General features: G+C 62.8%; 14 protein-coding genes. 5 read left to right on the top strand and 9 right to left on the bottom strand.

The genetic code is table 11. From position 1 onward, the window contains the following. Nucleotides 1-199 precede the first annotated feature (199 nt). Genes cueR through D906_RS24725 form a run of 3 tightly spaced genes read right to left on the bottom strand, consistent with a single transcriptional unit; the run spans nucleotide 200 to nucleotide 3,445 of the window. Complete coding sequence (gene cueR / locus D906_RS24735; protein ID WP_019099768.1) at nucleotides 200-610, bottom strand: Cu(I)-responsive transcriptional regulator; 411 nt, start codon at nucleotides 608-610, stop codon at nucleotides 200-202. Next, a complete protein-coding gene (locus D906_RS24730; RefSeq protein WP_019099769.1) occupies nucleotides 607-3,006 on the bottom strand; it encodes a heavy metal translocating P-type ATPase in 2,400 nt (799 codons plus the stop codon). The genes cueR and D906_RS24730 overlap by 4 nt, the downstream gene beginning before the upstream one ends. Nucleotides 3,007-3,058: 52 nt before the next feature. Continuing rightward, a complete protein-coding gene (locus D906_RS24725) occupies nucleotides 3,059-3,445 on the bottom strand; it encodes a hypothetical protein (RefSeq protein WP_016715419.1) in 387 nt (128 codons plus the stop codon). A gap of 131 nt (nucleotides 3,446-3,576) precedes the next feature. On the opposite strand from D906_RS24725, the gene D906_RS24720 reads away from it, so the two are divergent. Then, nucleotides 3,577-3,774 (top strand): heavy-metal-associated domain-containing protein, encoded by a 198-nt coding sequence (locus D906_RS24720; RefSeq protein WP_019099770.1) that lies wholly within the window; start codon nucleotides 3,577-3,579, stop codon nucleotides 3,772-3,774. A 121-nt stretch (nucleotides 3,775-3,895) separates the two neighbouring features. Continuing rightward, a complete protein-coding gene (locus D906_RS24715) occupies nucleotides 3,896-5,077 on the top strand; it encodes a multidrug effflux MFS transporter (RefSeq protein ID WP_027615804.1) in 1,182 nt (393 codons plus the stop codon). Here D906_RS24715 and D906_RS26925 read toward each other — a convergent pair. Further along, complete coding sequence (locus D906_RS26925) at nucleotides 5,028-5,225, bottom strand: hypothetical protein (protein WP_081741895.1); 198 nt, start codon at nucleotides 5,223-5,225, stop codon at nucleotides 5,028-5,030. The two genes, D906_RS24715 and D906_RS26925, sit on opposite strands and share 50 nt — an antisense overlap. A gap of 458 nt (nucleotides 5,226-5,683) precedes the next feature. Between D906_RS26925 and D906_RS24705 the strand changes: the two genes are divergently transcribed. Further along, nucleotides 5,684-6,397 carry a helix-turn-helix transcriptional regulator gene (locus tag D906_RS24705; RefSeq protein WP_016715422.1) on the top strand — a complete coding sequence of 238 codons (714 nt, stop codon included), beginning with the start codon at nucleotides 5,684-5,686 and terminating at the stop codon, nucleotides 6,395-6,397. A gap of 19 nt (nucleotides 6,398-6,416) precedes the next feature. Here the strand turns inward: D906_RS24705 and D906_RS24700 are convergent, their stop codons facing one another. The 5 genes from D906_RS24700 to D906_RS24680 all read right to left on the bottom strand — a co-directional run bounded on the left by D906_RS24700 (nucleotide 6,417) and on the right by D906_RS24680 (nucleotide 10,768). Continuing rightward, entirely contained in the window at nucleotides 6,417-7,364 is a 948-nt protein-coding gene (locus D906_RS24700) for an adenosine deaminase (RefSeq protein ID WP_016715423.1), read from the bottom strand. A gap of 86 nt (nucleotides 7,365-7,450) precedes the next feature. Continuing rightward, on the bottom strand, nucleotides 7,451-8,137 hold the full coding sequence (locus tag D906_RS24695) for an SDR family oxidoreductase (protein ID WP_019099772.1): 687 nt from the start codon (nucleotides 8,135-8,137) through the stop codon (nucleotides 7,451-7,453). Between the two features lie 366 nt (nucleotides 8,138-8,503). Next, nucleotides 8,504-9,088, bottom strand: coding sequence for a YigZ family protein (locus D906_RS24690; protein ID WP_016484768.1), 585 nt, complete (start codon nucleotides 9,086-9,088; stop codon nucleotides 8,504-8,506). A gap of 9 nt (nucleotides 9,089-9,097) precedes the next feature. Further along, complete coding sequence (locus D906_RS24685; protein WP_027615805.1) at nucleotides 9,098-9,760, bottom strand: TetR/AcrR family transcriptional regulator; 663 nt, start codon at nucleotides 9,758-9,760, stop codon at nucleotides 9,098-9,100. A gap of 90 nt (nucleotides 9,761-9,850) precedes the next feature. Continuing rightward, nucleotides 9,851-10,768: a LysR family transcriptional regulator gene (locus D906_RS24680; RefSeq protein ID WP_027609861.1), complete on the bottom strand. Its 918-nt coding sequence runs from the start codon at nucleotides 10,766-10,768 to the stop codon at nucleotides 9,851-9,853. A 118-nt stretch (nucleotides 10,769-10,886) separates the two neighbouring features. Here D906_RS24680 and D906_RS24675 point away from each other — a divergent pair, with 118 nt between their 5' ends. Then, nucleotides 10,887-12,233, top strand: a complete 1,347-nt coding sequence (locus tag D906_RS24675) for an aspartate aminotransferase family protein (protein ID WP_027615806.1) — start codon at nucleotides 10,887-10,889, stop codon at nucleotides 12,231-12,233. A gap of 73 nt (nucleotides 12,234-12,306) precedes the next feature. After that, complete coding sequence (locus tag D906_RS24670) at nucleotides 12,307-13,800, top strand: CoA-acylating methylmalonate-semialdehyde dehydrogenase (RefSeq protein WP_019099776.1); 1,494 nt, start codon at nucleotides 12,307-12,309, stop codon at nucleotides 13,798-13,800. The last annotated feature ends 149 nt before the right edge of the window (nucleotides 13,801-13,949 follow it).

Here is a 13,949-nt window from a genome sequence, read left to right as displayed (position 1 = left end):
AATGCCCAGGTCAGTTTCTGTTTGATGCTCATCGACGCTCCCGGAATTTTTATTGTCGACACACGAGGCAGGTAGCCAGTGCATCGGCAGCATCCGGGTTTTATGTAGCGATAACGCCCGTATTTATTGGATAAAGTCGTAGTTGGTGACTATTCGGTCGCGTTTGGACGCTTTTGGCATACCAAACGCGTGTGACCGTTCAGTGGCAGCAGTTGCCGGCGGCGCCGTTGGCCAGGTCTTTGAGGATCGGGCAGTCCGGGCGGTCGTCCCCTTGGCAGTGCGAAACCAGCTCGCCAAGGGTGTCGCGCAGGCTCACCAGCTCCTCGATGCGCCGGTTCAGCTCGTCGATGTGCTGCATGGCCAGCGCTTTCACATCGGCGCTGGCACGTTGGCGGTCCTGCCACAAGGTCAGCAGCTTGCCGACCTCCTCCAGGGAAAACCCCAGGTCGCGGGAGCGCTTGATGAAGGCCAGGCTGTGCAAGTCTTCCGCCTGGTACAGGCGGTAGCCGCTGTCGCTGCGTGTGGCCGGTTTGAGCAGGCCGATGGATTCGTAATAACGGATCATCTTGGTGCTAAGCCCGCTGCGGCGGGCGGCTTGGCCGATATTCATGGCGCCTCCTGGGTGGTGCTGGTGGGTTTCCACGCCTTGAGCCACAGCGCGTTGCTGACCACGCTCACGCTGGACAGGGCCATGGCGGCGCCGGCCAGTACCGGATTGAGATAACCCAGCGCGGCCAGCGGGATGCCGATCAGGTTGTAGATGAATGCCCAGAACAGGTTCTGGCGAATCTTCGCATAGGTCTTGCGGCTGATCTCCAGGGCCGCAGGCACCAGGCGAGGGTCACCGCGCATCAGGGTGATGCCCGCGGCCTGCATGGCCACGTCGGTACCGCCACCCATGGCAATGCCGATGTCGGCGGCGGCCAGTGCCGGGGCATCGTTGATGCCATCGCCCACCATGGCGACCACCCCGTCCTGCTTGAGCGCGGCCACGGTCGCAGCCTTGTCGGCTGGCAATACTTCGGCATGCACATCGTCGATGCCCAGGGCGTCTGCAACCACTTTGGCGCTGCCGCGGTTGTCGCCGGTCAGCAGGTGGCTGCTGATGTGTTGGGCATGCAGGGTGTCGATGGCCTGCGCGGCGCCGGGCTTGAGGCTGTCACCAAAGGCGAACAGGCCCAGCACGCGGGGTTGCGCGCCACGTTCGATCAGCCACGACAAGGTGCGCCCCTCGGCTTCCCAGGCCTGGGCCTTCGCAGCCAGGTCGCCGGGCTGCAGCCCGCTTTCGTCCAGCAGGCGGCGGTTACCCAGGGCCAGCTCACGGCCTTCCACACTTCCTGCGATACCGCGCCCGGTCAGCGACTGACTGTCGGTAACCACCGGCACGTCCAGCCCCTGTTCGGCACAGGCATCCAGCACTGCTTTGGCCAGTGGGTGTTCGCTGCCACGTTGCAGGGCGCCGGCCAGGCGGTGGAGGTCGGCACTGCTGCCAGCCTGCGCCTGGCTGTGGACCACCCGAGGGCTGCCGGAGGTGAGGGTGCCGGTTTTGTCGAAGACCACGCGGTTGACCGCATGGGCACGCTCCAAGGCTTCGGCGTCCTTGATCAGGATACCGTGGCGGGCAGCGACCCCGGTGCCGGCCATGATTGCCGCAGGGGTGGCCAGGCCGAGGGCGCAGGGGCAGGCGATGACCAGCACGGCGACGGCGTTGATCAGCGCGGTTTCCAGCGGTGCGCCGGCCAGCCACCAGCCGACCAGGGTGATCAGGGCCAGCACCAGCACGGCGGGGACGAACACCTGGCTGACCCGATCGACCAGCTTCTGGATCGGCGCCTTGGCGGCCTGGGCGTCTTCGACCAGGCGGATGATACGTGCCAGCACGGTTTCGGTCCCCAGCGCCTGGGTGCGCACCAGCAACCGGCCTTCGCCATTGATGGCACCGCCCGTGACGCTGTCGCCCGGCTGCTTGGGTACTGGCAGGCTTTCGCCGCTGATCAGGGCTTCGTCGGCATGGCTGCTGCCGTCCTCGACTACACCATCGACCGGGAAGCGCTCGCCGGGCTTGACCAGTACCAGGTCGCCCAGGCGCAGCTGGGCAATGGGCACGTCTTCTTCCTGGCCCTCGACGACACGCACGGCACGTTCCGGACGCAGTGCCTCAAGGGCGCGGATGGCGCTGGCGGTCTGGCGCTTGGCACGGCTTTCCAGGTACTTGCCCAGCAATACCAGGGCAATGACCACGGCCGAGGCTTCGAAGTACAAGTGCGGGGCCATGCCGGCGGGGGCATGTGCCCATTGGTAAAGGCTCAGGCCATAGCCGGCGCTGGTGCCCAGGGCCACCAGCAGGTCCATGTTGCCGGCACCGGCGCGTACGGCCTTCCAGGCGGCTACGTAGAAGCGTGCGCCGAGAATGAATTGCACCGGCGTGGCCAGCAGGAACTGTGCCCATGCTGGCAGCATCCAGTGCAGGCCGAAGGGCTGCACCAGCATTGGCAGTACCAGCGGCAGGGCCAACAGCAAGGCTGCGCCGACCGCCAGACGCTCATTGCGCAGGCGGCGCTGGGCAGCGCTTTGGTCGTCCTTGGCCGATTGCGGCAGGCTGGCGCTGTAGCCGGCCTTGTGCACGGCGTCGATCAGCAGGTTGTCATCGAGGGCTGCGAGCACTTCGAGGTGCGCGCGTTCGCTGGCCAGGTTGACGCTGACGTGCTCGACCCCAGGCAGCTTGCCAAGGGCACGCTCAACGCGGCCGGCGCAACTGGCGCAGGTCATGCCGCCAATCTGCAGTTCGACAGTGCGGGTGGGCACGCCGTAGCCGGCTTCGCGCACGGCGTCGACCAGGGCGGGCAGGCTGTTGGCCGGGGCCTGGACCCGAGCCTGTTCGGTGGCGAGGTTGACGCTGACCTGTTCAGCGCCGGTGACCTTGCGCAGGGCGCGCTCGACCCTGCCGGCACAGCTGGCGCAGGTCATGCCGGAGATCGGCAGGTCGTAAGTGGTGGATGCGGGCATGGCTCTCCTCCTTGGACAGGCCTCCAGCATCAACCTTGCCATGCAGGTAAGGTCAATAGCCCAGGCCGGCTCGCTTCAACTCCAGGCCATATTGCCCCATGGCGATGCGGTATTTGTTGATCTGGCCCGCCTGCAAGTTCAAGCGTGTACTGCGCTGGTCCTCGATGCCCGGCGCGCAGCCTTGCACCTGCCCTGGCAGCAGGCGCAGGCGTACGTCTACCGGACCGGGTGGAAGGTTGAACGAGGTGGATTGTTCCTGGAACACGCGCCCGGAGAGCTGGTCGTTGAGGTAAACGCCAATTTCGCAACCGGTGGCCACTTCCAGGCGTTCCCGGGAGATGATCAGTACGCTGTAGTCCGAGTTGCCCTCGGCGCTGGCCGGTGGCACCGCAGCCAGCGCGCTCAATAGCCCGACGACGCCCAATGCTGCCCTGAACATGAATAATCTCCTGCTTGCCTGATCGTCAAAGGCGCAGCTTGGCCGACACGGGCGTAGATTTCCACCCCGGCTGTTGACCTTGCCCCGATGGCAAGCTTGAGACTCGTTGAAAACCTGAAGGAGAGACCCCCATGCAAGTGTTCAATGTACAAGGCATGACCTGTGGCCATTGTGTGAAAGCGGTGACCCGGGCAGTGCAGGAGCAGGATGCAGCGGCCAAAATCGAGATCGACCTGGCGGCCAGACAGGTGCGGGTGCAGAGTGAGCTGGCGCCGGAACAGATTCTTACTGCGATCAGGGATGAAGGGTATCAGGCTGAACTCGCCTGATTACCAACCTGTGGAAGCGGGCGTGCCCGCGAAGCCCGTGGGTTTGTTGCAAATGTTTTCACATTCATAGGGTCCACAGCAGGTAGAATCATCCACTTGCTTAGCCTGCTATGGATTCCTGATGAACCTGCGAATGGTGCTCATCCTGGGCGCACTCAGTGCGTTCGGGCCCTTGGCGATCGACTTTTACCTGCCCGCCTTCCCGGCCATGGCGCAGGCGTTCGCCACCGACGAAAAACACGTCCAGGCCACCTTGGCCGCTTACTTCCTTGGCCTGTCCATCGGCCAGCTGGCTTACGGGCCGGTTGCCGACCGCTTTGGCCGTCGCAAGCCGCTGATGTTCGGCGTGACCCTGTTCACCCTGGCGTCACTGGCCTGTGCCTATGCCCCCAACCTCGACACCCTGGTGGTAGCGCGCTTTGTCCAGGCGCTGGGCGGTTGCGCAGGCATGGTGCTGTCGCGGGCCATCGTCAGCGACAAGTGCGACCCGGTGGCCTCGGCCAAGGTGTTCTCGCAACTGATGCTGGTCATGGGCCTGGCGCCAATCCTGGCACCGATGCTGGGCGGGGTGTTGGTGAACCTGGCGGGCTGGCAGTCGATCTTCCTGGCGTTGAGCCTGTTCAGCGCCGGTTGCCTGCTGGCGGTCAGCCTGGGCCTGCCGGAAAGCCTGCCTGCGCATATTCCGCGACAGCCGCTGTCTGGCGCATTGCGCCAGTATTTGCGCCTGCTCGCTGACCGGGTGTTCCTTGGCCATGCCTTGACGGGTGGTATCGCCATTGCCGGCATGTTTGCCTACATCGCCGGTTCGCCATTCGTGTTCATCAAGCTCTATGGCGTACCGGCCGAACATTACGGCTGGCTATTCGGCACCAATGCTGCCGGCTTCATACTCGTGGCGCAGGTGAATGCCCGATTGCTGGCCAAGCGCGGGCCTGCTTTCCTGCTGGCGCGCGCCGTGTGGCTGTACCTGGTTGCGGGCCTGGTGCTGTTGGGCGTGGCGGCTTTGCGACCCGCGCAGCTGTGGCCGCTGCTGGTGCCGTTGTTCATCTGCATTGCCAGCCTGGGCTGCATCATCCCCAATGCTTCGGCGTGTGCCATGAGCGGGCAGGGCGCGCGGGCCGGCAGTGCTTCGGCATTGATGGGGTGCGTGCAGTTCAGCGTTGCTGCGGGTGCCGCTGCGCTGGTCGGGCTACTGCACGATGGCAGCGCGGTACCTATGGCGCTGGTGATCAGCTTGTGCGGGGCATTGGCGGTCAGTGTCGCGCTGCTGACCCGGCGCTTGCAGGCCAAGACTCCCGCATGAGCGGGTGAGGTGCATGAAGGCGGGTTTCCAGCGTGGCGACGAAGGCTCGCGCCTCGGCCTCGCTGCGGAAACTGACCACGTGTTGATCGAGCTGGACCTGCCAAGGACAGGCGGGGTTTCGGCTCGATGCACTGACGATAATTTTCATCGCGGCATACCTCCAGAATGGGAAGAGCCGCTCAAGTGTAGCGCTGGCCCTCCTGCCTGCCATGCGTTGCGTCAGTGTTCTGACTGACGGTCGAAGGGCGCAATGCCTGCAAACCTGCGAAACCTTCGCTAGCTCGCGCGCTATTTGTGGAAGGTCGCTGTGGGCCGTATCTGAAATTGCTGCAAGTCTTTTTCTATCCAGATATTTCGGGGCCTCTGTCTGTGGGTATCGGCGCTTTGGCTGACCGGCTTGCGGGTCGCTTTCTGGCGCCGGTTCACTGGTTGCCATGGGTAGGCATACCCAGTGGTTTTTCGTCGCCGATGTGTCTGCGCAAGGCCGTCTGAATGCGATTTTCTGCGGCTTATACTGGCGAGCCAGGCCAGTGCCAGCGAGAGGTGCTTCCCTGCCAGGGTTGGCCATCGCATCCACTCAGTGAACTTGCAGGGAGTTACAGGGACATGAACGCAGCCAGCAGCATCAGCCAGATCGCCAGCTTGATGGCCGACCCCAAACGCAGTGCCATGTTGTGGGCATTGATCGACGGTACGCCACGGCTAGCCAATGAACTTGCGATAATGACCGGCCTGACGTCCTCGTCGGCTTGCGCGCACCTTTCGTTGCTGTCATCGGCCGGTTTGCTCCGGCATGAAGCCAGGGGGCGAAAACGCTACTTCCGCCTGGCAACCCCACAGGTCGGGGCGGCGGTCGAGGCCTTGGCCAGCGTACAGCTGGAAAGCACCAGGGGAGAGCAGGCCAAGGCACCGGTATCACCGCTGCCCATGTCGATGCGCCGGGCACGCCGTTGTGGCGATCACCTGGGCGGGGAGTTAGCCAGTGAGCTGTATCACCGCCTGGTGGTGGCCGGCTGGCTGGAAGGCAGCGGAAGGCAGTTGATGGTCAGTGACGAGGGGAGGGCGCAGTTGGCCTCGGTCGGGGTGTACATCGATGCCCTGGCACCCCACGAGCAACGCGGTTGCGTGATTTGCCGCTGCACCGAGTGGAATGACCAGGCCCCGCATCTGGGCGGCGTGCTGGGCCAGGCTTTGTTCAGGCTATTCCTGCAATCTGGCTGGATGCGTGAGGCCGAAGACACGCGGGCGTTGCATATCTCTGCGCTGGGTATCCAGCAGATCAATCGCATCGCCCGCGTGGAGACATTGCAGGTCGGTTGAACGCAACGTCGTCGTTCAATCAGACCAGCCGGGCATCCAGGCTGTTCTGTGCCAGGCGACGGGCCTGGTCTTCGGTCATGCCCAGGTGGGTGTGCAGGGCGTGGAAGTTTTCCGTGACGTAGCCGCCGAAGTAGGCCGGGTCGTCCGAGTTGACCGTCACTTTCACGCCACGCTCGAGCATGTCGAGGATGTTGTGCTGGCTCATGTGGTCGAACACGCACAGTTTGGTGTTGGACAGCGGGCACACCGTGAGCGGGATCTGCTCATCGATGATGCGCTGCATCAGGCGCTCGTCCTCGATGGCGCGCACGCCATGGTCGATACGCTTGATTTGCAGCAGGTCCAGCGCTTCCCAGATGTACTCGGGCGGGCCTTCTTCGCCGGCATGGGCGACGGCAACGAAGCCTTCGCTGCGGGCGCGGTCGAACACACGCTGGAACTTGCTCGGCGGGTGGCCCATTTCCGAGCTGTCCAGGCCAACGGCGATGAATGCATCGCGGAACGGCAGGGCCTGGTCGAGGGTTTTTTGCGCTTCATCTTCGCTCAGGTGGCGCAGGAAGCTGAGGATCAGGCCACTGCTGATGCCCAGTTGCTGACGGCCGTCCTTCAGTGCCTGGTTGATACCGTTTAGCACCACTTCAAAGGGGATGCCACGGTCGGTGTGGGTTTGCGGGTCGAAGAACGGTTCGGTGTGTATCACGTTCTGCGCCTTGCAGCGTTGCAGGTAGGCCCAGGTCAGGTCGTAGAAGTCCTGCTCGGTACGCAGCACATCGGCGCCCTGGTAATACAGGTCGAGGAACTCCTGCAGGTTGTTGAAGGCGTAGGCGCCCCGCAAGGTCTCTACATCGGCCCAGGGCAAGGCGATCTTGTTGCGCTCGGCCAGGGCGAACAGCAGCTCGGGCTCCAGCGAGCCTTCCAGGTGCAAGTGCAGCTCGGCCTTGGGCAGGGCGTTCAACCAGTCATACATATAGGGGGGTCTCAATCAGGTACGGTTGCCGCCATTCTACAGGGGCTGGCCGGGCATTGCGCCCGGCCAGGCTGCGACCCGGTGAATCACCAGACCAAGGGTTCGCCCTTGTAGTTGATGAAACGCAGGCCACCCTTGCCGCTTTGCGCCTTGATCTGGTCGAGCATGCCGCGGGTGCTGGTGAGTACGTCGATCTCGGCGTTTTCGCCACCCATGTCGGTTTTTACCCAGCCTGGGTGCATGGCCAGCACGCACAGGTCGGGGCGCTGCTGCTCGACGACAAAGCTGTTGATCATCGAGTTCAACGCCGCCTTGCTGGCCTTGTACAGGCAAATTTCACCGCCGTCGGGGATGGTCACGCTCCCCAGGATCGAGCTCATGAAGGCCAGTACGCCGCTGCCCTCGCGTACCTGGCCGACGAGGCGCCGGGCCACGCGGATCGGTGCGACGGCGTTGGTCATGAACAGGTCGCCGACGTCTTTGTTTTGTACGGTCTCCAGGTCTTGTGGCAGGGGGCCCATGACACCGGCGTTGACGAATACCAGGTCGAACACCTGGCCCTGCAGGCGTTGCTTCAGGCCGTCGAGCTGGGCGGTGTCGTTCATCTCCAGCTGCTCGATGTGCACGCCGGGCACGTCCGCCAGGGCGCCGGGCTGCTGTGGGTTGCGGACAGTAGCAGTGATGTTCCAGCCATCTTCGTGCAGGCGTTGCACCAGGCCCAGGCCAAGCCCGCGCGAGGCGCCGATGATGAGGGCAGTTCTTGAATTAGCCATAGGAACATTCCTTTATCGGTGTAGGAAAAAGGAATTGAGCATACGTTACGGAAGGCGTGTGCGCTCACCGGATAAACGGCTAAAAATTGATCAAGGTTGCCAGAGCGCTTGTAGCCGGGCGCTTCGCCTGTTGGCGCACGGGTTATCCACAGGCTGTTCCACAGTTATTGTGTGCAAGCTCTGGTGGGGTGGGTAGGCTCGTCGAGCCCTCCACTGGGGATAACTTTCACGCTTTCAGCGGTTTGCGGCTGTCATCAAGCAGTGATCAAAATATGATCAAAGCTATGCGGGCCTTGAATTTATTGGGCTGCAACCGAGTGCCCCAAGCTTATCCACAGGCCGGCCCACAGTTGCTGTGGGCAATGTTCAGCGGGCTTCGAGCAGGATGCGCCCGCGGCTCAAGTCGGCCAGTTGCTGCTGCAGGGGGGCCAGGTGGGCGTCACCCAGCGCAATTAGCAGGTCCACGCCGTTGGCGGTGAATTGCTCATCCAGGACGAGGCCATCAACCTCTGCCAGACGCAGTTTCACCAGTGCCAGTTCGCTGAAACTGCAGCTGCAAGTGAATTCGCTGCGCTGCACCAGCAGCCGTTTGGGCGCCTGCTGCAGGCATTTGTTGGCGCCACCGCCATAGGCCCTGGCCAGGCCGCCGGTACCCAGTTGTATACCGCCATACCAGCGGATCACCAGTACCACGACCTGGTCGCAGTCTTGTGCTTCGATGGCTGCCAAAATCGGCCGCCCGGCAGTGCCGCCGGGTTCACCGTCATCGCTGCTGCGGTACTGGGCACCAAGCTTCCAGGCCCAGCAGTTGTGGGTGGCGGCCAGGTCGCTGTGGCGTTCGATGAAACTCATCGCGTCCGCAGCACTGCTGATCGGCCCGGCCAGGGTGATGAAGCGGCTTTTGCGGATTTCCTCGCGGTACTCGCAGAGGTCGAGCAGGGTAGAAGGCATAAATGACGTTCAGGCAGCCGGCTTGATGCCGCAGCCCTTCAGAATGATGTGGATAAGGTTGTTGCTCGCGTCTTCCATGTCCTGCTTGGTCAGGCGGCTGCGGCCGGTCACCTGGCAGATCTGGGTGGCGAAGTCGGCGTAGTGCTGGGTGCTGCCCCACAGCAGGAAGATCAAGTGCACCGGGTCGACCGGGTCCATCTTGCCGGCTGTGATCCAGGCCTGGAACACAGCGGCTCGGCCGCGGAACCACTCACGGTAGTCGGCACTGAAATATTCGGTCAGGCAGGTGCCGCCGCTGATCACTTCCATGGCGAAAATCCGCGAAGCTTGCGGGTTGCGCCTGGAAAACTCCATCTTGGTACGGATGTACTGGCTCAAGGCCTCGCCGGGGTCGTCATCGACGCTCAAGGCGTTGAAGGTGCTGTCCCACAACTCGATGATGTTGCTGAGCACGGCAATGTACAGGCCCAGCTTGTTGGTGAAGTAGTAATGCAGGTTGGCCTTGGGCAAGCCCGCCTTGAGGGCGATGGTGTTCATGCTGGTGCCCTTGAAACCATGGCGGGCGAACTCGTCTTCGGCGGCCTGGATAATGGCCTGTTCGTTCTTCTGGCGGATGCGGCCCGCGGGCTTGCCCGAGGCAGAGAGGCGATGCGCAGGGACTTCTAGGGTCATGGACGATTCCGTACGGGTCAGGGGCTGCGGCTGTCGGACAAGATTACCTGCCTGTGCCGAAGTGACAAGCGTTTGCGGCAGAGACTGGCATCAACGTGTCGCAGCCAGGCTGTCGAGAAAGCTTTCCAGCACCAGGTTCGGCCGCCGGCCCTTGCGCGTTACCCAGCTCAGGCTCAGGTCATAGAAGCGCTGTTGAGGCTTGAGGGCACGCAAGCGGCCCTGCTGCACCCAGAAGGTGGCGTAATGATCGGGCAGGTAGCCGATGTAGCGCCCGGTGAGGATAAGGAACGCCATCCCTTCGCGGTCCGAAGCACTGGCCGTGCAGTTCAGCGCCTGGTAGTGCGCCTGGATGTCGGCCGGCAGGCGGAACGTCGGGGTAATGGCTTCCTGGCTGTTCAGGCGTGCGTCGTCGATCTGCTGGTCATCGGCATAGAACAGCGGGTGGCCAACGGCGCAGTAAAGCAGCGAACGTTCGCTGTACAACGGTTGGTACTCAAGGCCCGACAGCGGGCTGGTCTGGGGGACTACGCCCACATGCAGGCTACCGTCGAGCACACCGTGTTCAACCTGGCTGGGGGCAATCATGCGGATCTGGATGCGCACATCGGGGCCTCGGTCCTTGAGTTCGGCCAGGGCGTGGGTGATGCGCATGTGCGGCAGGGTGACCAGGTTGTCGGTCAGGCCAATGTTCAGCTCGCCACGCAAATGCTGGTGCAGGCCATTGACCTCGGTGCGAAAGCTCTCCAGTGCGCTGAGCAGTTGCAGGGCCGAATGGTAGACCTCACGGCCTTCCTCGGTCAGTGAAAAACCGGCGCGGCCACGTTGGCACAGGCGCAGGCCAAGGCGTTGCTCCAGGTCGTTCATCTGCTGGCTGATGGCCGAGCGGCCAATGCCCAGCACGTTCTCGGCGGCCGAGAAGCCGCCGCACTCGACTACGCTGCGGTAGATCTTCAGCAAGCGGATGTCGAAGTCGCTGACCTGGGCGAGTGGATCGGGGCGTCGGCTCATTAGTTTAGTCTTGGCCTGTCTGAAGATTAGAAATGTAGGCTTTTTCAGACTTTATCCGCGTGCCAACTTAGCTGCAACAACATCCATCGTTGCCTAATCGTCTTCCGAGGAACCGCCGATGAACATGCCCGAAACCGCTCCCGCCGGTATCGCCAGCCAGCTCAAGCTGGATGCCCACTGGATGCCCTACACCGCCAACCGTAACTTCCAGCGCGACCCACGGCTGATCGTGGCGGCCGAAGGCAACTACCTGGTCGATGACCAAGGGCGCAAGATTTTCGATGCCTTGTCTGGCCTGTGGACTTGCGGTGCCGGGCACACCCGCAAGGAAATCACCGAGGCAGTGGCCCGCCAGATCGGCACCCTCGATTACTCACCGGCCTTCCAGTTCGGCCACCCGCTGTCGTTCCAGCTGGCCGAGAAGATCACCGCGCTGACCCCGGGAGACCTGAATCACGTCTTCTATACCAACTCCGGTTCCGAGTGCGCCGACACCGCGCTGAAAATGGTGCGTGCCTACTGGCGCCTGAAAGGCCAGGCCACCAAGACCAAGATCATCGGCCGTGCCCGTGGCTACCACGGCGTGAACATTGCCGGTACCAGCCTGGGTGGCGTCAACGGCAACCGCAAGCTGTTCGGTCAGCTGCTGGATGTCGACCACCTGCCTCACACCGTGCTGCCAGTGAACGCCTTCTCCAAGGGCTTGCCGGAAGAGGGCGGTATTGCCCTGGCTGACGAAATGCTCAAGCTGATCGAGCTGCACGATGCTTCCAACATCGCCGCGGTGATCGTCGAGCCGCTGGCCGGTTCGGCCGGCGTACTGCCGCCGCCGAAGGGTTACCTGAAGCGCCTGCGTGAAATCTGCACCCAGCACAACATCCTGCTGATCTTCGACGAAGTGATCACCGGCTTCGGCCGCATGGGGGCGATGACCGGCGCTGAAGCCTTCGGCGTGACCCCGGACCTGATGTGCATCGCCAAGCAGGTCACCAACGGCGCCATCCCGATGGGTGCGGTGATTGCCAGCAGCGAGATCTACCAGACCTTCATGAACCAGCCGACCCCGGAGTACGCCGTGGAATTCCCGCACGGCTACACCTATTCGGCCCACCCTGTAGCCTGTGCCGCCGGTATCGCTGCGCTGGACCTGCTGCAGAAGGAAAGCCTGGTGCAGTCCGCCGCCGAGCTGTCGCCGCACTTCGAGAAGCTGCTGCACGGCGTGAAGGGCACCAAGAACATCGTCGATATCCGTAACTACGGCCTGGCCGGTGCCATCCAGATCGCCGCTCGCGACGGTGATGCCATCGTCCGCCCGTACGAAGCGGCGATGAAACTGTGGAAGGCGGGCTTCTACGTGCGCTTCGGTGGCGACACCCTGCAGTTCGGCCCAACCTTCAACACCACGCCGCAGGAACTGGACCGCCTGTTCGACGCAGTCGGCGAAACCCTGAACCTGATCGACTGATCTATCCGATTTTGATGCCCGGCGCGTGAACGCATCACGCGCCTGCTTCTACCTTCTTTATCTGGAGTTTTGCATGAGCATTGTTCAGCACCTGATCCACGGCGAGCTGGTTACCAAGGGTGAGCGCACCGCCGATGTCTTCAACCCGTCCACCGGCCAGGCTGTACGCAAGGTCGAGCTGGCCAGCCGCGCGACCGTGCAGGAAGCGATCGACTCCGCCAAGGCAGCCTTCCCGGCCTGGCGCAACACCCCGCCGGCCAAACGCGCCCAGGTGATGTTCCGCTTCAAGCAACTGCTGGAGCAGAACGAAGCCAAAATCTCGCAGATGATCAGCGAAGAGCACGGCAAGACCCTGGAAGACGCAGCCGGTGAGCTGAAGCGCGGCATCGAGAACGTCGAGTTCGCCTGCGCGGCGCCAGAAGTGCTGAAAGGCGAGTACAGCCGCAACGTCGGCCCGAACATCGACGCCTGGTCCGACTTCCAGCCACTGGGCGTGGTTGCGGGCATTACCCCGTTCAACTTCCCGGCCATGGTGCCGCTGTGGATGTACCCGCTGGCCATCGCCTGCGGTAACGCCTTCATCCTCAAACCTTCCGAGCGTGACCCGAGCTCCACGCTGTTCATTGCCCAACTGCTGCTGGAAGCCGGCCTGCCAAAGGGCATCCTGAACGTGGTGCACGGTGACAAGGAAGCAGTGGATGCGCTGATCGAAGCGCCAGAAGTGAAAGCACTGAGCTTTGTGGGTTCGACCCCTATCGCCGAATACATCTATGCAGAAGGTACCAAGCGCGGCAAGCGTGTACAGGCCCTGGGTGGTGCCAAGAACCACGCGGTGCTGATGCCGGATGCCGACCTGGATAACGCCGTCAGCGCACTGATGGGCGCGGCCTACGGTTCGTGCGGCGAGCGTTGCATGGCCATTTCGGTGGCTGTGTGCGTGGGCGACCAAGTGGCTGATGCGCTGATTGCCAAGCTGGAACCACAGATCAAAGCGCTGAAGATTGGTGCAGGCACCTCGTGCGGTCTGGACATGGGCCCTCTGGTGACTGCGGCTGCACGTGACAAGGTGGTGGGTTACATCGATGACGGTGTTGCTGCCGGCGCCAAGCTGGTGGTGGACGGGCGCGGCTTCCGTGTGACCGGTAATGAAGATGGTTACTTCGTGGGCGGCACCCTGTTCGACAAGGTGACCCCAGAGATGCGCATCTATAAAGAAGAGATCTTCGGCCCGGTGCTTTGCGTGGTGCGCGTGAACAGCCTGGAGCAGGCCATGCAGCTGATCAACGATCACGAGTATGGCAACGGTACCTGCATCTTTACCCGTGACGGTGAAGCGGCGCGCCTGTTCTGCGACGAGATTGAAGTGGGCATGGTGGGGGTAAACGTACCGCTGCCGGTGCCGGTGGCTTACCACAGCTTTGGTGGCTGGAAGCGTTCGCTGTTCGGTGACCTGCATGCCTATGGCCCGGACGGTGTTCGCTTCTATACCCGTCGCAAGGCAATTACCCAGCGTTGGCCGCAGCGTGCCAGCCATGAGGCATCGCAATTCGCATTCCCTAGCCTTTAAGGCAGGTAATTGAAGCGGGGAGGCCGGCAGGCCTCCCCGCTTTGTTTTTCCGCAATATTAAGGTTTCTTGAAATTAAGGGTTGACGCGGTTTCGAATCCCCTTATAATGCGCCCCACTTCCAGCGACATCGGAACGAAAAACTCCTTGA

Source organism: Pseudomonas sp. LAIL14HWK12:I1 (assembly GCF_003202095.1).
Lineage (GTDB): Bacteria > Pseudomonadota > Gammaproteobacteria > Pseudomonadales > Pseudomonadaceae > Aquipseudomonas > Aquipseudomonas monteilii.
This window is presented reverse-complemented; position numbering and strand designations above follow the sequence as displayed.

What these genes read in the sequence shown, in the direction of transcription:
- D906_RS24720 (WP_019099770.1), top strand. Translation starts at nt 3,577, where the DNA reads ATGCAAGTGTTCAATGTACAAGGCATGACCTGTGGCCATTGTGTGAAA.
- cueR (WP_019099768.1), bottom strand. Translation starts at nt 610, where the DNA reads ATGAATATCGGCCAAGCCGCCCGCCGCAGCGGGCTTAGCACCAAGATG.
- D906_RS24675 (WP_027615806.1), top strand. Translation starts at nt 10,887, where the DNA reads ATGAACATGCCCGAAACCGCTCCCGCCGGTATCGCCAGCCAGCTCAAG.
- D906_RS24695 (WP_019099772.1), bottom strand. Translation starts at nt 8,137, where the DNA reads ATGGCTAATTCAAGAACTGCCCTCATCATCGGCGCCTCGCGCGGGCTT.
- D906_RS24725 (WP_016715419.1), bottom strand. Translation starts at nt 3,445, where the DNA reads ATGTTCAGGGCAGCATTGGGCGTCGTCGGGCTATTGAGCGCGCTGGCT.
- D906_RS24700 (WP_016715423.1), bottom strand. Translation starts at nt 7,364, where the DNA reads ATGTATGACTGGTTGAACGCCCTGCCCAAGGCCGAGCTGCACTTGCAC.
- D906_RS24715 (WP_027615804.1), top strand. Translation starts at nt 3,896, where the DNA reads ATGAACCTGCGAATGGTGCTCATCCTGGGCGCACTCAGTGCGTTCGGG.
- D906_RS26925 (WP_081741895.1), bottom strand. Translation starts at nt 5,225, where the DNA reads ATGAAAATTATCGTCAGTGCATCGAGCCGAAACCCCGCCTGTCCTTGG.
- D906_RS24730 (WP_019099769.1), bottom strand. Translation starts at nt 3,006, where the DNA reads ATGCCCGCATCCACCACTTACGACCTGCCGATCTCCGGCATGACCTGC.
- D906_RS24690 (WP_016484768.1), bottom strand. Translation starts at nt 9,088, where the DNA reads ATGCCTTCTACCCTGCTCGACCTCTGCGAGTACCGCGAGGAAATCCGC.
- D906_RS24680 (WP_027609861.1), bottom strand. Translation starts at nt 10,768, where the DNA reads ATGAGCCGACGCCCCGATCCACTCGCCCAGGTCAGCGACTTCGACATC.
- D906_RS24705 (WP_016715422.1), top strand. Translation starts at nt 5,684, where the DNA reads ATGAACGCAGCCAGCAGCATCAGCCAGATCGCCAGCTTGATGGCCGAC.
- D906_RS24685 (WP_027615805.1), bottom strand. Translation starts at nt 9,760, where the DNA reads ATGACCCTAGAAGTCCCTGCGCATCGCCTCTCTGCCTCGGGCAAGCCC.
- D906_RS24670 (WP_019099776.1), top strand. Translation starts at nt 12,307, where the DNA reads ATGAGCATTGTTCAGCACCTGATCCACGGCGAGCTGGTTACCAAGGGT.